The following is a 19,011-nucleotide window of genomic DNA, read 5'->3' as shown; positions in this document are numbered from 1 at the left end:
GCGGGCTTCTTTGCCGCCGGGGCGGGCTTGCAGGGGGCCTTCTTGACCGGGGCGATCTTGTGGAAGCTCATGATGATGTCCTTTGCTCTCGGTTGCCGTTTGCGCTGTTCGCTTTCGACATGGAAAACACTACGGCATTTCCGGAGCCGCGAAAGGCCAATTCCACTGAGAGGTTCCTGAGTTGATGCTGTGAGCGATTCATATGCCATTTCCGGAACCGAACCCGCGCTTACACAGAATTTAGAAACAGCAGGGGCCCGGTGCCGACCGGCACCGGGCCCCTGATCAGGGCGGAACGGTTACTGCGTGATCGTGATCCGGTTCGTGGCCGGCGGCGCGATCGGGTTCGACGCGGAGGAGTTGGCGGTGAGGTACCGCTCCAGCGCCGCCAGGTCGTCCGTGCCGACCAGGTCGTTCGTGCCCTGGCCCAGCGTGGTGAAGCCGTCGCCGCCGCCCGCGAGGAAGCTGTTGGTGGCGACGCGGTAGGTGGCCGACGGGTCGATGACGCTGCCGCCCAGCCTGATGGAGTCCGTGACCACGCGGTCCGCTCCGGTCTTCGTCAGGTCGAGCGTGTACGTCAGCCCCGACGACGGCTGCAGGACCTTCGGGGAGGCCGCGTTGGAGCCGCTCACCTGCTCCTTGAGCACCTGGATCAGCTGGGCGCCGGTGAAGTCCTGGAGGTTGACCGTGTTGGAGAAGGGCTGGACGGTGAAGCCCTCGGCGTAGGTGACGACCCCGTCGCCCTCACCGCCCTTGGCCGCGTAGGTCAGCCCCGCCCGCACTCCGCCGGGGTTCATCAGCGCCAGGTCGGTCTCCGGGTCCAGCTCCCTGCCGTACGCCAGTTGCGCGTCGGCGATCAGGTCGCCCATCGGGGACTCGGTGCCGGAGTTGGCGATGTCGGCGGAGATGTAGCCGATCGCGCGGTTGCCGACGGGGGCCGCGAGGGTGTTCCACCGGCCGATCAGCTCGGTCATGTCGGGCGCCTTGGCGACGGTCCGGGTGACCACGTGGTTCGCGGACTTGACCGCCGTACGGACGATGTCACCGGTGAAGCGGTCGTACGTCAGCGTGGTGTCCGTGTAGAGGCGGCCGAAGGACGCGGCCGAGGTGACCATGCGGGGCTTGCCCGACGGGTCGGGGATGGTGCAGACGTAGGCCGCGTGGGTGTGGCCGGTGACCAGGGCGTCCACGGACGGAGTGATGTTCTTCGCGATGTCGACGATCGGGCCGGAGACCCCGCTGCCCGAACCCCCGGAGTCACAGTCGTAGTTGTACGCGCCCGAGGCCGGCAGGCCTCCCTCGTGGATGAGGGCGACGATCGAGTTGACGCCCTGGGCGCGCAGCACCTTGGCGTACTTGTTGATCGTCTCGACCTCGTCCTTGAACTTCAGGCCCTTGACGCCCTCGGCGGAGACGACACCGGGGGTGTCCTCCAGGGTCACGCCGATGAAGCCGATCCGGACGTCCTTCTTCTTCCAGATCCAGTACGGCTTCAGGATGGGCCTGCCGGTCTTCTCGTCCAGGACGTTCGCGGCGAGGTAGGGGAAGTCGGCGCCCTCGAACTTCTTGTCCGTGTAGCAGCCGGCCGTCGGGTGGCAGCCGCCGTTCTGCAGCCGGGCCAGTTCCCTCGCGCCCTCGTCGAACTCGTGGTTGCCGACCGAAGTGACGTCCAGGTCCAGCTTGTTGAGGGCCTCGATGGTGGGTTCGTCGTGGAAGAGACCCGAGATGAGGGGAGAGGCGCCGACCATGTCGCCGCCGGCCGCGGTGATGGAGTACGGGTTGTTCTTGCGGGCCTCGCGGAGGTGGGTGGCGAGGTACTCGACACCGCCCGCGTCGATCGTCTTCGTCGTGCCGTCGGCCTGCAGTTCGGTGACGCGGCCCGACGAGCCCGACGGGGGTTCGAGGTTGCCGTGCAGGTCGTTGAAGGAGAGAAGCTGGACGTCCTGGTAGCGGCTCGGGAGATGACCGCCGCCCTTGTTCTCGTGCGCGTCCGCCGGGAGGGCGGCGGCGAGGGCGCCCACGGTGGCGAGGCCGGCGGCCGCGGCCATCAGGCGGTGGACACGAGGTCTGCGGCGCGGGCTGGACTGGTCGTTGGCTGGCATACGCCCCCCTGTGGGTGTACTGGGATCCGGTCCCCGTCCGGCGCAGCCTAAGGTCAACGCGCGTAGCGTCGATAGAGGTTCCTTGGTTACATCCTGGTTTCCCTTTGCCCTCCGCTTTGCCATTCCGTTCCGTTCGCCCCTGGCCTCCGGTTCGCCGGGCGTGGTGCGGCGGGCTCCCCGTACCCTCATACGCATGACCAGCGACGACACCGCACGCGCGGGCCGGGCCCGCTCCATCGAGACCCTGTCCGCTCTCTCCCCCGAGCAGATCGAGGCCGTGCTCGCCCTGCTGGCGGCGGCCGCCGCGAACGACGGCCAGCAGGCGGTGTCCGAACAGGGGCGGCTGCAACTGCGGGGCGGTGAGCGCGAGGGCGTCTCCCACTTCCTCCTCTCCCTCGACGACGAACTCGTCGGCTACGCCCAGCTGGAGGACACCGATCCGGTGGAGGCGCCGGCCGCCGAGCTGGTCGTCCACCCCGAGCACCGCGGCCACGGCCACGGGCGGGCGCTGGGCTCGGCCCTGCTCGCCGCGTCCGGCAAGCGGCTGCGGGTGTGGGCCCACGGCGGCCACTCGGCGGCCCGGCATCTGGCGCAGGTGCTCGGTCTGACGCTGTTCCGTGAACTCCGCCAGATGCGGCGGCCGTTGACCGATCTGAACCTCCCCGAGCCGGTGCTGCCGGCGGATGTGACGGTCCGTGCCTTCGTCCCCGGTCAGGACGACGGCGCCTGGCTCGCCGTGAACGCCGCCGCCTTCGCCCACCACCCCGAGCAGGGGTCCCTGACCCAACGGGACCTGGACGCCCGTAAGTCCGAGCCCTGGTTCGACCCGGCCGGCTTCTTCCTCGCCTTCCGCGGTGACGAACTCATCGGTTTCCACTGGACGAAGGTGCACGCCGAGGAGGGGCTCGGCGAGGTGTATGTGCTCGGGGTGCGGCCGGGGGCGCAGGGAGGCGGGCTGGGGAAGGCGCTCACGACGATCGGGTTGCGGCACCTGGAGCGGCGAGGAGTGGCGAACGCGATGCTGTACGTGGACGCCGACAACAAGGCGGCCGTATCCGTCTACGAGCGGTTGGGATTCAGCACGTACGAGACGGACCTGATGTACCGCACGGAGACCTGATCGTCGGTGAGGGTGCGCGGCCCCGGGGGCTAAGCCCCCAGCCCCCCGTCGGCCCCCAGCCCCCCGTCGGCCTTCGGCCTCGTCCTCGGACGCCGGACGGGCTGAACTTTCCGCACCGGCTCCGGCAGGCTCAGCAGCAGGGCCGTCAGCGCCCCGGCCAGCAGCCACGCCCACCGCTCGTGGGCCGTGTCCCAGCGCTTGTCCTGGGGCCAGACGAACAGGGCCCAGCGCTGTGGCAGCAGCAGCGGTGACACGATCGCCGTGAAGAGCAGGGCCGCCGCCACCGAGGGGCCCGGACGGGGCTCCTCCGTGAGGCGGACGGCCACCGCGCCGGCCGCGAGGGCGAGTGCGCAGGTCGCCGCCGCCTCCACGGTGACCGCGCCCCACGGGGGCCGTACCGGCGACGGGATCAGCAGGAGCACGGCCGTCCACCACACCACGGTGACGGGGGTGACCAGCGCCAGCCGCAGGCCGGTGCGCAGCGCCCGCCGGACCGGCACCGTCGAGGTGGTGTGGCGGGCCGGGTCGTCCAGGACGAAGGCCAGGCCCAGGGCGTAGGCGAGGGCGGCGGTGCGCAGCCCGGTCAGGGGCGGCCAGTTGGCCGGTCCGTCGCCGGGCAGACGGGGCACACACGCCAGCAACAGGCCCAGGACGGCTCCGACCGCCAGCGCCCGCCAGGGCAGCGTCCGCGCCACCGCCGGCGTCAACTCCCTTACGAGTAACCGCACTTCAGCAACCCCTCGGCCCATGCCCCGGCCCGCTTCCGACGCCGTGCTTTCCGAGACCTTCCCTGTCACGCCTCGCATTTCTCCAGGCCCTTCCGCGGTGCCCTGGCGCCGAGCAGGGCGGCCGCCCGTGCGGTGCTCACCTTCGGGGCCGTCAGCTCCGTCCAGTGCGCCTTCACCCGTGCCTCGACCTCGTCGCGGTTCTTGCCGAGCAGTTCCCGTACTACGTCCGTCTGTGCGGCCGACATGCCCAGCGGGTTGGTCGGGGAGAGGACGATCGCGGAGCCGGTCAGGCTGTCGTCGAGGCGGACGTGGCGCAGCGACTGGAGCGGGTCGGGCAGGCCGGAGATCCCCAGCCACATGATCGTGACCATACGGCCGTCGCACAGGTCGACCGTCGCCTTCTCGCTGCCCGCCACCAGTACGGAGGCGACGGCAGTCGAGAACTCGGGGACGCGGTTGCCGCCCCACGCGGTGCCGACGGTCACCTGGTGGGCGGTGGCGGCCGGCTCGATGGTGGTGTCGGACTCCAGGCCGTAGCGGGCGTCGATACGCTGCCGTATCACCAGGTCCTGGTCGTGGGCCGGGCCGCCCGCCAGGGACTGCACCCCACGGACCACACCGGCCCAGGTGTCCACCCGGCCCGACCACTCCGGGAAGGCGCAGTACGTCGATCCGTCCCGGCGCACGCAGTTCTGCACCTTCTCCGGGCTCACCGAGGCCCGCTCCCGTGCCGCGACGACCGACTGCGGCAGCGGTCCGCTCTGGAGCACCCCGCCCGTGACCGCCAGCGCCAGCGCACCCGCGAGCGAGCCCGTCAGGACCCGGCCGCGGCCGCCCGCGGCGAACATCGCGGCCAGCGCCACCGTCAGCGCGAAGGCCGCGAGGTACAGGGCGTGCCAGGCGGCGGGCCGGCCCAGCAGGTCCGCCGGCAGGCTGTTGCCGGCCGAGTCGGTGACGACCGGCTCCAGCCAGTGCGGCCCGCGTTCGCCGCCCCCGGACGGAGCGGCCATGACGGCGAGGACGAAGAGGAACAGCACGATCAGCGACGCGGTCAGGCCGGACGGGAGCAGCCGGGCGACCAGGACGCCGAACGCGCCGAACAGCAGCACGGCCAGGGGGCCCACGAGCAGCTCGGCCGGTGAACCCGACCCGACCGCACCGGACTTCAGCGCCGACCAGCCGAACTGCACGCCCACGCCCACCGCGACGAGCAGGGCCACCGGAACGAGGGAGAGGGCGTGGGCCGCCGTGCGGCGCCACGGTTCCAGGGGCAGCACCCCGAAGTGCCGTTCCGTGTCACGCCGCTTGGAGCGCAGCACCGCCTGGTTGACGCAGAACAGCGCCGCGAGCCCCACCAGCAGCGGGCCGAACTGGGTGGACCGGTCGGCGTCCTGCAAGGCCGGATAGCCGCCCTGGTAGTCCGGGGTGGTCCAGCCGATCCACACCGCGTACAGCGCCAGCGCGCACAGCATCGGGACACGCAGCAGCAGTCTGCGTCCCTCGAAGAGCGCCAGGGCGAGCACGGCCCGGCGGGGGGAGCCCGCCGAAGGGGCCTCCACTCCGGTCACCTTCTCGTCGAGCAGCGCGCTCATGCCGCCACCTCCGCGCTCGCTCCGGCGTCGTCCAGGGTGAGCAAGTAGCCGTCCTCCAGGGTCGGTTCGAGGAGCTGGGCGCCCGGCGGGGGGCTGCCCACGTTGCGGAAGGAGCCCGTTCCGGTGCGCCAGCCCGCCTTCGCTCCGGGGTCGCGTTCCGTGCTGCTCCACACCCGGCCGGCCGCCCGCGCGGTCAGCTCGGCGGGGGTTCCGTCGAAGCGGATCCGGCCGCCCGCCATCACCAGCACCCGGTGGCAGAGCATCGCCACGTCCTCGGTCTGGTGGGTGGACAGCAGGACCGTCCGCCCCTCGCCCGCCTGGGCGATCAACTCCCGGAATCGCATGCGCTGTTCGGGGTCGAGGCCGACGGTCGGCTCGTCGAGGACGAGGAAGCCGGGGTCGCCGACGAGCGCGGCCGCCAGCGCCACCCGCTGCCGCATCCCGCCGGACAGCTTCTTGATCCGCTTGCCCCGTACGTCACCCAGCGCGACCTCCTCCAGCACCCGCCGCACCTCACGGTGGCGTGCCGTCCGGTCGGTCATCTCCTTCAGGATCGCCACGTAGTCGACGAACGCGAAGGGGGTGAAGTCCGGGTGGAAGCCCGGGGTCTGGGGCAGATAGCCGAGCCCGCGCCGCACCTCCTGGCGGCCCGAGGAACTGCCCGGGTCGTGGCCGAGGACCGTGAAGGCGCCGCTGTCGGCGGGCACGGCGGTGGCCAGCACCCTCAACAGGGTTGTCTTTCCGGCGCCGTTGGGCCCGAGGAGGCCGGTGACGCCCTGGGTCAGGCGCAGCGACACATCGTCGAGGGCGCGGGTGCCGCCGTAGCGGAGACTGAGTCCGGAGGCGGAAACGGTGGGTGTCATACGGCACTTCCCCTGAAGTGGTCGGACTGGAAGCGGACGGCTAGGGAGCGGTCGAAGCGGTCACGGGCGAGGAAGAGCAGCCCGCCGGCGAGCGCGGCGACCGCCGCCGCCACCCCCTGGCCGGCCGCGGTGAACGGCGCGAGCGTCGCGTCGGCGTCATGGGCGTGGGCCGCCAGCAGCAGCGCCACCCATGCCCCGCCGACCAGCGACGGCGCGAGCACCGGGCCGAGCCGGGCGGACAGCGCGAGGCCGGTCGAGGTGAGGGCGAGGGCGGGCAGCAGCCAGGCCAGGGCGCCCAGCCCGTAGCCGGGCAGGGCGAGCGTCGCCAGGCCGTCGAGGCCGAGCCCGGCGGCGAGCACGGCGACCGTGCGGATCATCAGCAGCCGGAACCCGTGCAGCGGGGCGACCACCGTCATCTCGTACGTCGGGTCCAGCGCGGGCCCGTACGACAGCGCGACCCCGGCCAGCGGGAGCAGCGGCGCCAGGGCCAGGAAGAGGGTGGGGGAACCGGCGCTCGGGACCACCTGGGTCGACAGCACCGACATCACCAGTACCGCGACGACCGCCCCGAGCCAGGACCGGCGCAGCACGGGCGTCGCCGTCAGCAGCCGCGCGATGTGGTCGGGGACCCCGGTCCGCACCAGCAGCCGCTCGAACAACGGGGGCCTGGGCACGTCGAGTTCGGCGTCCAGCCGCTCCCAGCCGGCGTCCAGGGCCACCGGGTCGCCGACGGAGGCGAGCACCGCGCGGCACTGGGCACAGGCCATCAGATGCGTGTCGGCGGACCACAGCAGCGGCGGCGCCAACTCGCCCCGGGCGTAGGCCCGCAGATCCTCCGCGTCCACGTGCCAGGTCATGCCGCCGCCCTCCGCGGTCGTACTCCCGCTCATGCCAGCGCCTCCCTCAACTGCTTGCGGGCCCGCATCGCCCGTGTCTTGACCGTCCCCGGCGGTATGCCGAGCAGCACGGCCGCCTCGCGGGTGGTCAGCCCGTCGATGACCGTCGCCTGGAGGACCGCGCGGAGATCCGGTGAGAGCCGGACCAGGGCGCCCGCGAGGTCCCCGTGCTCCACCCCCGCGAGCACGCGTTCCTCCGCGGACGCCTCGTCCCGGTGCCGCAGCCGCGCCAGCGTCTGCCTGAGCCGCCCCCGCGCACCGTCCCCCCGCAGCGCGTCGATCAGCCGCCGGGAGCCGATACGCCACAGCCACCCGGCCACGTCCCCGTCCTCGCGGTAGCGGGCCTTGCCCCGCCAGATCGCGAGGAACGTCTCCTGTACGACGTCGTCGACCACGCCCGCGTCGGCGCACCGGCCGCGCAGCCGTGCGGTCAGCCACGGCGCGTACCGCCGGTACAGCTCCTCGAAGGCGCGCCGGTCCCCGTCCGCGGCGGCCCGCAGCAGCTCCCCGTCGCTTCTCGTTTCGCTCACGTCCCCTCATCGCACGGCCCGGGCCGATCGGTTCACCCGATTCCGCTTGACTTTCTCAGCCCCCTTCCAACACCCTTTCACTACTCAATTAGTGAAAGGGTGGTAGTACGGGTGGTCGAGTACCGCATCGACCGGCGCTCCGGCGTCGCCACCTACGTCCAGATCGTCCAGCAGACCAAACAGGCCCTGCGACTGGGCCTGCTGGAGCCGGGAGACAGACTGCCCACCGCACGCGAGGTGGTCGAGGCCACCGCGATCAACCCCAACACGGTCCTCAAGGCCTACCGGGAGCTGGAGCGCGAGGGCCTGGTCGAGGCCCGGCGCGGGCTCGGCACGTTCGTCAGGCGCTCGCTCGGCACCCAGCCCGCCGAATCCCCCCTGCACGGGGAGCTGGACGACTGGGCGGCCCGGGCCCGCGAGGCCGGCCTCGACCGCGAGGACGTGGCCGCGCTCTTCACCGCCGTACTCGAGAAGCAGTTCCCGGAAGCCCCCTTCAGGGGAAAGGGCGGTCCGGGACAGCACAGTCAGGGAGACCCCTCATGACCGAGACCGCCGGCTTCGCCCTGGAGGCGGCCGCCGTGGGCAAACGCTTCGGTGGGCGCCCGCGGCCCGGCCGCTGGGCGCTGCGCGACTGCGCCTTCCGGCTGCCCGCCGGCCGTGTCTGCGCGGTCGTCGGCCCCAACGGCGCCGGCAAGTCCACCCTCCTCGCGCTCGCCGCCGGCCTGCTGACGCCGACCGAGGGTCTTGTCACCGTCCTCGGCACGGACCCGGCGTCGGCCCGGCCGCGCGTGGGCTATGTCGCCCAGGACAAGCCGCTGTACCCGCAGCTGACCGTCGCCGAGACGCTGCGCATGGGCGCCGACCTGAACCCCGGCCGCTGGGAGGCGTCCGTCGCCGAGCGGATCGTGGCCGGCGGCGGCCTCGATCGGGCCTCCCGCGTCCGCTCCCTCTCCGGCGGCCTGCGCACCCGCCTCGCCCTCGCCCTCGCGCTCGCCAAGCGGCCCGAACTGCTGCTCCTGGACGAGCCCATGGCCGACCTGGACCCGCTGGCCCGGCACGAGCTGATGGGGGTGCTGATGGCGCAGGCCGCGCAGTACGGCACGACGATCGTGATGTCCTCGCACGTCGTCGCCGAACTGGAGGGCTCCTGCGACCACCTCCTCCTCGTGGGCGAGGGGCGGATCCGGCTCGCCGGGGACATCGACGACCTGCTGGAGGCGCACACACGCGTCTCCTGTCTCGCGGGGACGTCCCTCGACCCGCACACGGTGGTCGAGTCCCGCACCACCGGCCGCCAGCTCACCGCCCTGATCCGGACCTCGGGCCCGCTCCCCGAGGGCCTGACCGCCGCCGCCCCCTCCCTGGAGGAGCTGATCCTCTCCTACCTCCGCGGCCCCGGTGCCCCGGACGACACGACCACTCCGGCGGCCCACCAGAAGGCGGCGATATGACCGCCGCGGCCACCACCGCGCGCCCCGCGCGCGTGCCCTCGCCCCGCCTCACCCGCTGGCTGCTGCGCCTGCACCGCCCGGCCCTGTACGTCTGGATCGCGCTGGTCGTGGTCCTCTCCGCCGCCCTGCTGTGGCTGCGCGGCCCGGTCACCGACACGGCCGCCGAGGCATGGCGGCACTACGACGCCTGCAACGGCGACGGCCCCCGCACCTGCGCCGTCGACCAGTCCCCGATCAGCCGCTACAAGGAGCTCTACGGCTACACCACCACGGCCGTCTTCCTGATGCCGTTCCTGGCCGCCGCCTGGGCCGGGGCCTCGCTGATCGGACGGGAACTGGAGTCCCGCACGGCCCAGCTGGCGTGGACCCAGGGCGTCAGCCCGGCCCGCTGGCTGGCCGCCAAGCTCGCGGTCCCGGCCGTCCCGCTCGCGGCCGGCAGCGCCCTGCTGGTCCTGCTGCACCACCTCGCCTGGTCGGCGGGCGAGGGCCGGATCGACACCGCCAAGACCTGGTACGACACCACGACCTTCGCCGTCAACGGCCCCGCCCTGGTCGCCCTGACCCTGGCCGCACCGGCCGTCGGCGCACTCGCCGCCCTGGTCCTGCGCAACGCCCTGGCCGCCCTGGCCGCCGCCCTCGTGGGCATGGCCGCGCTCTGGACGGCCGCCCTCGGCGCCCTCCCCCACCTCTGGCCGAGCGTCACCAGGACCAGCGCCCTCGCCGACGGCCCGCTGGGCGTGGGCATCGAGGTCCGCCACGGCCTGGTCACCTCCACCGGCGCCCATGTCCCGGCCCCCGGCTGTCCGAACGACAACTACCGCGCCTGCTACCGCAGTTCGGACGCCGTCGGCTTCTACAAGGACTACCACCCCCGCTCCCACTTCTGGCCCCTGCACCTGATGGAGTCGGGCCTGGTGCTGGCCGTCGCCGCGCTGCTGGCCCTGGCCGCGTTCCGTCTGCTCGCCCGGCGCACGGGCACCGCCCGCACCGTCCGGCGCACGGGCACCGCCCGCGAGGGGAGGGCCGTATGACCGTCCTCATGACCCCTGCCCCGGCCTGCGCGGTCCTGCGGCTGCACCGGTTCGCCGTCGGAGTCTGGGTGCTGATCGTCGTCGGTGTCGCCGGGGTCCTGCTGTGGGACCTCGGGCCGGGGGCGAGCCATGCCGCCGCCGACTGGAAACGCGACTGCGGGGTCCACGGCTGCCGGTGGGCCGGCTCGATCAGCCTCTACCACGGCGCCTACGCACTCGCCGAGTTCATGATCGGCTCGATCCCCTGGCTCGCCGCCGTCTGGGCGGGCGCCGCCGTCGGCCGCGAACTGGAGAGCGGCACCGTCCGTCTCGCCTGGACCCAGTCCCTCTCCCCCGCCCGCTGGCTGGCCACCACCCTCGCCGTGCCCGCGGCCCTGCTGACCGCCGGCACCGCGGTCCTGGTCCTCCTCCACCGTCTGCTCTACGACGCCCACCAGGTGCCGGTCACCTGGCACTGGTGGGCCGCCCGCACCTTCACCGCCAACGGCCCGGCCGCCCTCGCCCTCCCCCTCCTCGGCCTCTCCCTGGGCACCCTCACGGGCCTGCTGCTGCGCCGCGCCCTGCCCGCGTCCGCCCTGGCGCTCCTCGGCATCGGCCTGGCCCTCGGCGCCCTCGGCGAAGTCCGGCCGCACCTGTGGCCGTGGGCCACCGGCGGGCCCACCGCCGCGGACGTCCTGGCGGGCCCCGACGCCGGCCACTACCACCCCGCCTCCCACTTCTGGCCCCTCCAGCTCACCGAGACCGCCCTCGTCCTCGCTCTCACCGCGGTCCTGACGGCCCTCGCCTTCCGTCTGCTGCGCCGCCGCGCCGTGTGAGGCATCCGATCCGCGGGCGTCCTTCCCCCCGGGGACACGCGAACGTATCCTCGGGGCGGCTCCCAGCGGTCCGTGACGCCGCTTCGGCCCAGGTGGACGCCCGGGAGCCGCCCCCCGATATCCCGCACGCCATGTCGCCGTAACCAACGGTTCAGACAGGCTTGCGACGCTCGGCCAATGACGCCCTCCGTGCCAGAACCTTCGCCGTCCCCCGAGGGGCCCGCGGGGGACGGGGACGCCCTCCGTGCCGTGCGCGACTCCGTGAACACGCTCCCGCCCGCTGCTTCCGACGCGCCCGTAACGCCCGGAGCGCGGAAGAATGGGTTCATGAGTCAGCCAGACACCGCCCAGGTTCAGCACGCTCAGCCCTCCGTGGGCTCCATAGCCGCGCACCGCCCGCACACGGTGGCAGCCGCGGTCTCCGACCTGGAACCCGACATCGACGCCGACCTCGACGCCTACGAGGAGTCGCCGTACGACGGGCCCCAGCTGCCGCAGGGGCGCTTCCTGGACCGGGAGCGCAGCTGGCTCGCGTTCAACGAGCGGGTCCTGGAGCTCGCCGAGGACCCGAACACCCCGCTGCTCGAACGGGCCAACTTCCTCGCGATCTTCGCCAGCAACCTGGACGAGTTCTTCATGGTCCGGGTCGCCGGTCTGAAGCGCCGTATCGCCACCGGTGTCGCCACCCGCTCCGCCTCCGGCCTCCAGCCCCGCGAGGTCCTGGAGATGATCTGGGCCCGCTCCCGCGAGCTCATGGCCCGGCACGCCGCGACCTACCACGAGGACATCGCCCCCGCCCTCGCGGAGGAGGGCATCCACCTGGTCCGCTGGAGCGAGCTCACGGAGAAGGAACAGGCCCGCCTGTTCACGCTCTTCCGGCACCAGATCTTCCCGGTCCTGACCCCCCTGGCGGTCGACCCGGCGCACCCCTTCCCCTACATCTCGGGCCTCTCCCTCAACCTGGCCGTGGTGGTGCGCAACCCCGTCACCGGCCACCGGCACTTCGCCCGCGTCAAGGTGCCGCCGCTGCTGTCCCGCTTCCTGGAGAGCTCCCCGGGCCGCTACGTCCCCATCGAGGACGTCATCGCCGCCCATCTGGAGGAGCTGTTCCCGGGCATGGAGGTCCTGGAGCACCACGCCTTCCGCCTCACCCGCAACGAGGACCTGGAGGTCGAGGAGGACGACGCGGAGAACCTGCTCCAGGCGCTGGAGAAGGAGCTCATGCGGCGCCGCTTCGGTCCGCCGGTGCGCCTGGAGGTCGAGGAGTCCATCGACCGCGAGGTCCTGGACCTGCTGGTGCGCGAGCTGAAGATCTCCGAGGCGGAGGTCTACCCGCTGCCCGGCCCCCTCGACCTGACCGGCCTCTTCCGCATCCACGGCCTGGACCGGCCGGAGCTGAAGTACAAGAAGTTCATCGCGGGCGTGCACCGCGACCTCGCCGAGGTCGAGTCGGCCTCCGCCCCCGACATCTTCGCCGCCCTGCGCACCCGGGACGTGCTGCTCCACCACCCCTACGACTCGTTCTCCACCTCCGTGCAGGCCTTCCTGCAGCAGGCGGCCGACGACCCGGACGTCCTCGCCATCAAGCAGACCCTGTACCGCACCTCCGGCGACTCCCCCATAGTCGACGCGCTCATCGACGCCGCCGAGGCCGGCAAGCAGGTCCTCGTCCTGGTCGAGATCAAGGCCCGCTTCGACGAGCACGCCAACATCAAGTGGGCGCGCAAGCTGGAGGAGGCCGGCTGCCATGTCGTCTACGGCCTGGTGGGCCTGAAGACCCACTGCAAGCTGTCCCTCGTGGTCCGCCAGGAAGGCGACACCCTACGGCGCTACAGCCACGTCGGCACGGGCAACTACCACCCGAAGACGGCGCGGTTGTACGAGGACCTGGGCCTGCTCACCGCCGACCCCCAGGTGGGCGCGGACCTCTCGGACCTCTTCAACCGTCTGTCCGGCTACTCGCGGCGCGAGACGTACCGCCGTCTCCTCGTCGCACCCAAGTCACTGCGCGACGGCCTGATCGCGCGGATCAACAAGGAGACGCAGCACCACCGTGCCGGCCGTCCCGCGTTCATCCGGATCAAGGTCAACTCGATGGTGGACGAAGCCCTCATCGACGCGCTCTACCGGGCGTCCCAGGCCGGCGTACCGGTCGACGTCTGGGTCCGCGGCATCTGCGCGATCCGCCCGAACGTCACGGGCCTGTCGGAGAACATCCGCGTCCGCTCGATCCTCGGCCGCTTCCTCGAACACTCCCGGATCTTCGCCTTCGGCAACGGCGGCGAACCCGAGGTGTGGATAGGCAGCGCCGACATGATGCACCGCAACCTCGACCGCCGTATCGAGGCCCTGGTCAGGGTCACCGACCCGGCCCACCGCGCAGCCCTGAACCGGCTGTTGGAGACCGGCATGTCCGACACCACCGCGTCCTGGCACCTCGGTGCGGACGGCGAGTGGATCCGGCACGCCACCGACGCGGACGGCCAACCCCTGCGAAACGTCCAGGAGATGCTCATAGACGCCCGGAGGCGCCGGCGTGGCACAGCAACACCTTGACCCGACGGACCCCACGGCCGGGCCCGCCCCCACAGGTGACGCCCTCGCGGGCTATCTGCGGGCCCAGGCCACCGAGTTCCTCCGAGCCCTGCGCCAGCACCGGGAGACCGGCCCGGCCGCGGGAGCCTCGGAGGATTCCGTCGACCCGACCCGCGCCCTGCGCCGCTCGGTCCGCCGTATCAGCGGCAGCCTGCACACCTACCGCCCCCTGCTGGAGTCCGACTGGTCGGAGCTCCTGCGCCCCGAACTGGCTTGGCTGTCAGGCACGTTGTCCATGGAACACGGCTACGCGGCACGGCTGGAACGGCTGGTGCTGGCGCTGCAGCGACTGTCGGGGGCGGCGGTGTTCCCGGCGCAGTCGGCGGGTGGGGCGGGTGGGTCCGCCCTCGCCGGTGCCGCTCCGTCCTCGGCCGCCGTACCGGCCGCGGCCGACGGGGCGGCCGGCGTCCGTGGCGCCGGGACGGTGCCCGCCCCGCTGAAGGCGGCGGGGCCCCACGCCGGTCCCGCCGGCCCGCCCCCCTCGATGGACCGCGGCAACCTGACGGTCGGCGCCGCCAAGGCGGGCGCCCTGCTCGAACGCCAGCTCACCCTCGCCAAGACCCGCGCCCACAGCACCGCCCTCCAGGCCCTGGGCTCCTCGCGCTTCCACGCGGTCGCGGACAAGGTCGCCGTACTCGCCAGCGAGGTCCCCCTCACGCCCACCGCCGCCACCACGGACCTCCGGCCCCTCGCCGGGGCGGCCGAGGAGCGCCTCACGGCCGCCGTCGCCGCCCTGCCGCTTGTCACCGCGGGCAGCCCCTACAACGCCGAGGCCCTCATCCACGGTCTCTCCCCGGACCCGGCCCCGCACCCCCAGGACGCCCCCTGGCACCAGGTCCGGCTGCTGCTGCGCCTGCACCGCTACGCCCGCGAGGCCCTGTGCGGCGGCGACGCCCCCCTCGACGTCCGCCTCCTCACGGCGGGCCAGGCCCTGGACCGTCACCGCGACGCGTCCGAGGCGGCGGCGGCCGCGGCGGCGGCGGCCCGTACCCCCCGTATCGCCCCTGCCACCGCGTACGCCCTCGGCGTGCTCCACGCCGATCAGCGCCACGAGGTGGAGGCGGCGCGGTTCGCGTTCCAACAGTGCTGGCAGAAACAGGTGGTGAGCACGTGACCCCGATCCCCGACAGCAATCACACCGACACCGTCGTCCAGGCCGCCGGCTGCGTCCTGTGGCGCCGCTCCCCGGTCGGCGGCGACCTCGAGATCTGCCTGGTCCACCGGCCGAAGTACGACGACTGGTCCCACCCCAAAGGGAAGTTGAAGCGCGGCGAGGACGCCCTCGCCGGCGCGCTGCGCGAGGTCGAGGAGGAGACGGGCTACACCGCCGAGTCCGGGACCGAACTGCCCTCGGTCCGCTACATGGCCAACGGCCGCCCCAAACGGGTCCGTTACTGGGCGGCCGAGGCGACCGGCGGGCGCTTCACCCCGAACGACGAGGTGGACCGCATCCTGTGGCTCTCACCCGCAGCCGCCCGCAGCCGGCTGACGCAGTACCGCGACCGCACCCTGATAGACGAGCTGCTGCCGCTCTAGCCGACCGCCCCGGTGTGGGCCGCGGCGTCCGTCCGGGCCTGGCTCCGCGCTCTGCGCGCAGGCCCCCGCCACCCACAACTGCACCGCGCGAAACAGAAGCGGCCTTGCTCAACGGTCGTCGTACGGTGTTCCTCCTGCGCCACGCAGACAACGTTACCGACCCGGGAGTAAAGGGCTGGTATCCGCGTGACGGCCCCCGCCCACCCGTCGTTATCCGGACGGGAACCGGCTTGGGGGTACGCGGGCGATGGCGGAGCGGCAGCGCAGGGTGGGCGGCGCGATCGTCGCCGGGGTCGTCGTCTGTCTCGGCGCCGGCGGCTGTTCCGGCGGGGCCGCCGCCGAGGACTCCCCCGCCTCCGACCCGGTCGGACTGCTGCGCCACAGCGCCGACACCCTGGAGACCGCGGGCAGCTCCAGGGCGACGACCTCGATGGAGATGGCCACCGGCGGCACCCGGGTCACCATCCGCGGCGAGGGCGTCTACGACTACACACGCCGGCTCGGCCGGCTGACGGTGACGCTCCCGCAGGACCCGGCGGGCACCACCGAACACCGCCCCATCACCGAACTCCTCGCTCCCGGCGCCCTGTTCATGAAGAACCGGGGCGCCGGAGTCCCCGCCGACAAGTGGGTCCGGGTCGACACGGCCGCCCTCTCCGACGGCAATCTGGTCACCGGCGGCGCGACGGACCCGTACGCGGCGGCGGCCCTGCTGCGCGGCACCCGCACGGCGACCTACGCCGGCCGCACCGAACTCGCCGGCACCGAGGTCCGCCACTACCGCGGCACCGCCGACCTGGCGCTCGCCGCCAAGGGCGCCTCCAAGGGCGTACGGGAATCCCTCGCGGCGGCCGCGAAGGGGTTCGCCACGGCCGAGGTCCCCTTCGACGTCTATCTCGACGACCGGGGCCGCGTCCGCAAGATCCGGCACAGGTTCAGTTTCGTGAACGGCGGGCAGAAGGGCACCGTGGCGGTCGCGTCGACGACGCTGCTCTACGACTTCGGGGCCCCCGTCGACGTACGGCTGCCGGCGTCGAAGGACATCTACGCGGGGAAGATCGCCGAGCGGTGAGACGCCCTCGGCGCCCTACTCACGGATGAGTGACGGGCGTCAAGAACTAGCCCGTCCGTGCCATGCGCGGTGTGTAGGCCGCTCCCTACTCTAGGAAGTCGGTAACGGCAGAGATGAGGTGATGCACGTGGCTCCGGTCGGCGGTACGGCAGTTCAGGACCACGTGGCTCTCGCCGAGATCGAGCTGTGCGGAGAGCTGATCATCGCGGCCTCGGCCGCCGAGGAGCGGCTGAGCCTCCAGAGCATCGACGAGGTGCTGAGAGTCGCCGAGGAACGCGCGGACGCCTCCGGCGCGTAGCCGGAGGTGCCACTCGGCGGGGTTCCTTTTCGGCCACCAGGGTATCCCGGTGCCCATGGCCGTCAGGTGCGCAGCATGCGGGCGATCGCCTTCGTCGCCTCGTCCACCTTGGCGTCGATCTCGTCACCGCCCCGGAGGGCCGCGTCGGCCACGCAGTGCCGCAGGTGTTCCTCCAGGAGCTGCAGCGCGAAGGACTGCAGGGCCTTGGTGGAGGCGGACACCTGGGTGAGTATGTCGATGCAGTAGACGTCCTCGTCGACCATCCGCTGCAGACCACGGATCTGGCCCTCGATCCTGCGCAGCCGCTTGAGGTGCTCGTCCTTCTGCTTGTGGTAGCCGTGCGTGGAGGCCGCTTCCGCGCCGGCCGCCTCGGTGGTCGTCATCGCGTCCTCCAGACATATACCCCAGGCGGGTATATCGTACCGAACTTTGCTGGGTATGGGGCCCTTGGCCGATGCCGGGGCCGAGCCCCGGCAATGCCCCCGTGACGACCACTGTGCCTGATGGGCGACACTGGGGGACGGCCCATAGCCGTGGCCGGATGATGCACCTAGCATCAGCCTGACCGAAACCGATGCATCCTGAGGACCCCTTGTGCGCTTTCGTCTGACCCCCAGGGAGACGAGCTTCTACGACATGTTCGCCGCGTCCGCGGACAACATCGTCACGGGCTCGAAGCTCCTGATGGAACTGCTCGGGGCGGACGCCTCCGCCCGGGCCGAGATCGCAGAGCGTATGCGGGCCGCGGAACACGCCGGTGACGACGCCACCCACGCGATCTTCCACCAGCTGAACTCCTCGTTCATCACGCCCTTCGACCGTGAGGACATCTACTCGCTCGCCTCCTCCCTCGACGACATCATGGACTTCATGGAGGAGGCCGTCGACCTGGTCGTCCTCTACAACGTCGAGGAACTCCCGAAGGGTGTCGAGCAGCAGATCGAGGTGCTGGCGCGGGCGGCGGAGCTCACCGCCGAGGCCATGCCGAACCTGCGCACCCTGGACAACCTCACCGAGTACTGGATCGAGGTCAACCGCCTGGAGAACCAGGCCGACCAGATCCACCGCAAGCTGCTCGCCCACCTCTTCAACGGCAAGTACGACGCCATCGAGGTACTGAAGCTGAAGCAGATCGTGGACGTGCTGGAAGAGGCGGCGGACGCCTTCGAGCACGTGGCGAACACGGTGGAGACCATCGCCGTCAAGGAGTCCTGAGCCTTTCATGGACACCTTCGCTCTGGTCGTGACCATCGCGGTCGCGCTCTTCTTCACGTACACCAACGGCTTCCACGACTCGGCGAACGCGATCGCGACCTCCGTCTCCACCCGGGCGCTCACCCCACGTGCCGCGCTCGCGATGGCCGCGGCGATGAACCTGCTGGGCGCGTTCCTGGGCAACGGGGTCGCCAAGACGGTCAGTGAGGGCCTGATCGAGACCCCGGCCGGCTCGCAGGGCATGGGCATCCTCTTCGCCGCCCTGACCGGCGCGATCGTCTGGAACCTCCTCACCTGGTACTTCGGCCTTCCTTCCTCCTCCTCCCACGCGCTGTTCGGCGGTCTGGTCGGAGCGGCGCTGGCGGGCGGCACCGAGGTGCTCTGGAACGGCGTCCTCGACAAGGTCGTCATCCCGATGTTCGTCTCACCGGTCGTCGGCCTGATCGTCGGCTACCTGGTGATGACGGCCATCATGTGGCTCTTCCGCCGCTCCAACCCGCACAAGGCCAAGCGCGGCTTCCGTATCGCCCAGACCGTCTCCGCGGCCGGCATGGCGCTCGGCCACGGCCTCCAGGACGCCCAGAAGACCATGGGCATCGTGGTGATGGCCCTGGTCATCTCCGGCCATGAGACATACGGGGACCCGATCCCGGTCTGGGTGAAGATCGTCTGCGCCCTGATGCTCTCTCTGGGCACCTACGCCGGCGGCTGGCGCATCATGCGCACCCTGGGCCGCAAGATCATCGAACTCGACCCGCCCCAGGGCTTCGCCGCGGAGACGACCGGCGCGTCGATCATGTTCACCACGGCCTACCTCTTCAAGGCCCCCATCTCCACGACCCACGTCATCACCTCCGCCATCATGGGCGTCGGCGCGACCAAGCGCGTGAAGGCGGTCCGCTGGGGCGTCGCCAAGAACATCGTCATGGGCTGGTTCATCACCATGCCGGCGGCGGCGATCGTGGCGGCGGCGGCGTACGGGGTCGTGTACCTGGCGTTTCTGTAGGGCGGGGAGGAGCGGGGCGGTCCGTCCGGCCGTCTCATCGCCGCGGGCCGTATCACTCAGCCCGTCCGGCGTTCGAGGACGAGGCCGTTCAGGCCGAAAGCGGGGGTCTGGGGGCGCGGCGGCCGGGCGGGTACATCTGCCAGGACTTGGTGATCGACTTC

At 72.1% G+C, this 19,011-nt stretch carries 20 protein-coding genes; 12 read left to right on the top strand and 8 right to left on the bottom strand.

Going from position 1 to position 19,011, the window contains the following annotated elements:
• Positions 1-299 precede the first annotated feature (299 nt).
• On the bottom strand, positions 300-2,102 hold the full coding sequence (locus ABZT17_RS29900) for a bifunctional metallophosphatase/5'-nucleotidase (protein WP_356353222.1): 1,803 nt from the start codon (positions 2,100-2,102) through the stop codon (positions 300-302).
• Positions 2,103-2,295: 193 nt separating this feature from the next.
• Here ABZT17_RS29900 and mshD point away from each other — a divergent pair, with 193 nt between their 5' ends.
• The gene (mshD, locus tag ABZT17_RS29895) at positions 2,296-3,222 is read left to right on the top strand and encodes a mycothiol synthase (protein ID WP_356353220.1); all 927 of its coding nucleotides are present in this window, start codon (positions 2,296-2,298) and stop codon (positions 3,220-3,222) included.
• 29 nt (positions 3,223-3,251) lie between these two features.
• Here the strand turns inward: mshD and ABZT17_RS29890 are convergent, their stop codons facing one another.
• The 5 genes from ABZT17_RS29890 to ABZT17_RS29870 form a co-directional block, all read right to left on the bottom strand.
• Positions 3,252-3,917 carry an ABC transporter gene (locus ABZT17_RS29890; RefSeq protein WP_356353218.1) on the bottom strand — a complete coding sequence of 222 codons (666 nt, stop codon included), beginning with the start codon at positions 3,915-3,917 and terminating at the stop codon, positions 3,252-3,254.
• Positions 3,918-4,015: 98 nt separating this feature from the next.
• Positions 4,016-5,542, bottom strand: a complete 1,527-nt coding sequence (locus ABZT17_RS29885; RefSeq protein ID WP_356353216.1) for an ABC transporter permease — start codon at positions 5,540-5,542, stop codon at positions 4,016-4,018.
• The gene (locus ABZT17_RS29880; protein WP_356353214.1) at positions 5,539-6,405 is read right to left on the bottom strand and encodes an ABC transporter ATP-binding protein; all 867 of its coding nucleotides are present in this window, start codon (positions 6,403-6,405) and stop codon (positions 5,539-5,541) included. Before ABZT17_RS29880 ends, ABZT17_RS29885 begins: the two co-directional genes overlap by 4 nt.
• A complete protein-coding gene (locus tag ABZT17_RS29875) occupies positions 6,402-7,262 on the bottom strand; it encodes a zf-HC2 domain-containing protein (RefSeq protein ID WP_356353301.1) in 861 nt (286 codons plus the stop codon). The genes ABZT17_RS29880 and ABZT17_RS29875 overlap by 4 nt, the downstream gene beginning before the upstream one ends.
• Positions 7,263-7,291: 29 nt before the next feature.
• Positions 7,292-7,831 (bottom strand): RNA polymerase sigma factor, encoded by a 540-nt coding sequence (locus tag ABZT17_RS29870; protein WP_356353212.1) that lies wholly within the window; start codon positions 7,829-7,831, stop codon positions 7,292-7,294.
• 111 nt (positions 7,832-7,942) lie between these two features.
• Here ABZT17_RS29870 and ABZT17_RS29865 point away from each other — a divergent pair, with 111 nt between their 5' ends.
• The 7 genes from ABZT17_RS29865 (at position 7,943) to ABZT17_RS29835 (ending at position 15,259) form a co-directional block, all read left to right on the top strand.
• Positions 7,943-8,374, top strand: a complete 432-nt coding sequence (locus tag ABZT17_RS29865) for a GntR family transcriptional regulator (RefSeq protein WP_356353210.1) — start codon at positions 7,943-7,945, stop codon at positions 8,372-8,374.
• Positions 8,371-9,282, top strand: a complete 912-nt coding sequence (locus ABZT17_RS29860) for an ABC transporter ATP-binding protein (protein ID WP_356353208.1) — start codon at positions 8,371-8,373, stop codon at positions 9,280-9,282. The genes ABZT17_RS29865 and ABZT17_RS29860 overlap by 4 nt, the downstream gene beginning before the upstream one ends.
• Positions 9,279-10,313: an ABC transporter permease gene (locus ABZT17_RS29855; RefSeq protein WP_356353206.1), complete on the top strand. Its 1,035-nt coding sequence runs from the start codon at positions 9,279-9,281 to the stop codon at positions 10,311-10,313. Before ABZT17_RS29860 ends, ABZT17_RS29855 begins: the two co-directional genes overlap by 4 nt.
• Complete coding sequence (locus tag ABZT17_RS29850) at positions 10,310-11,128, top strand: hypothetical protein (RefSeq protein ID WP_356353204.1); 819 nt, start codon at positions 10,310-10,312, stop codon at positions 11,126-11,128. Before ABZT17_RS29855 ends, ABZT17_RS29850 begins: the two co-directional genes overlap by 4 nt.
• A gap of 327 nt (positions 11,129-11,455) precedes the next feature.
• Positions 11,456-13,684 carry an RNA degradosome polyphosphate kinase gene (locus ABZT17_RS29845; RefSeq protein WP_356353203.1) on the top strand — a complete coding sequence of 743 codons (2,229 nt, stop codon included), beginning with the start codon at positions 11,456-11,458 and terminating at the stop codon, positions 13,682-13,684.
• A complete protein-coding gene (locus ABZT17_RS29840) occupies positions 13,665-14,837 on the top strand; it encodes a CHAD domain-containing protein (RefSeq protein WP_356353201.1) in 1,173 nt (390 codons plus the stop codon). Before ABZT17_RS29845 ends, ABZT17_RS29840 begins: the two co-directional genes overlap by 20 nt.
• Positions 14,834-15,259, top strand: a complete 426-nt coding sequence (locus ABZT17_RS29835; RefSeq protein ID WP_356353199.1) for an NUDIX hydrolase — start codon at positions 14,834-14,836, stop codon at positions 15,257-15,259. Before ABZT17_RS29840 ends, ABZT17_RS29835 begins: the two co-directional genes overlap by 4 nt.
• Here ABZT17_RS29835 and ABZT17_RS29830 read toward each other — a convergent pair.
• Positions 15,256-15,441, bottom strand: a complete 186-nt coding sequence (locus tag ABZT17_RS29830) for a hypothetical protein (protein WP_356353299.1) — start codon at positions 15,439-15,441, stop codon at positions 15,256-15,258. The genes ABZT17_RS29835 and ABZT17_RS29830 overlap by 4 nt on opposite strands.
• A 65-nt stretch (positions 15,442-15,506) precedes the next feature.
• On the opposite strand from ABZT17_RS29830, the gene ABZT17_RS29825 reads away from it, so the two are divergent.
• Both ABZT17_RS29825 and ABZT17_RS29820 read left to right on the top strand, forming a co-directional pair.
• A complete protein-coding gene (locus ABZT17_RS29825) occupies positions 15,507-16,331 on the top strand; it encodes a hypothetical protein (protein ID WP_356353197.1) in 825 nt (274 codons plus the stop codon).
• 127 nt (positions 16,332-16,458) lie between these two features.
• Positions 16,459-16,629: a hypothetical protein gene (locus ABZT17_RS29820; RefSeq protein WP_356353303.1), complete on the top strand. Its 171-nt coding sequence runs from the start codon at positions 16,459-16,461 to the stop codon at positions 16,627-16,629.
• 62 nt (positions 16,630-16,691) lie between these two features.
• Here the strand turns inward: ABZT17_RS29820 and ABZT17_RS29815 are convergent, their stop codons facing one another.
• Positions 16,692-17,012 (bottom strand): metal-sensitive transcriptional regulator, encoded by a 321-nt coding sequence (locus tag ABZT17_RS29815; RefSeq protein ID WP_356353196.1) that lies wholly within the window; start codon positions 17,010-17,012, stop codon positions 16,692-16,694.
• A gap of 211 nt (positions 17,013-17,223) precedes the next feature.
• Here ABZT17_RS29815 and ABZT17_RS29810 point away from each other — a divergent pair, with 211 nt between their 5' ends.
• Both ABZT17_RS29810 and ABZT17_RS29805 read left to right on the top strand, forming a co-directional pair.
• A complete protein-coding gene (locus ABZT17_RS29810; protein WP_356353194.1) occupies positions 17,224-17,844 on the top strand; it encodes a DUF47 family protein in 621 nt (206 codons plus the stop codon).
• Between the two features lie 7 nt (positions 17,845-17,851).
• Positions 17,852-18,850, top strand: coding sequence for an inorganic phosphate transporter (locus tag ABZT17_RS29805; RefSeq protein WP_356353192.1), 999 nt, complete (start codon positions 17,852-17,854; stop codon positions 18,848-18,850).
• Positions 18,851-19,011 lie beyond the last annotated feature (161 nt).

It is taken from the genome of Streptomyces sp. NPDC005648 (assembly GCF_040605395.1).
GTDB lineage: Bacteria > Actinomycetota > Actinomycetes > Streptomycetales > Streptomycetaceae > Streptomyces.
The sequence above is the reverse complement of the archived record's forward strand: the minus strand, read 5'-3'. Positions and strand labels throughout refer to the sequence as shown.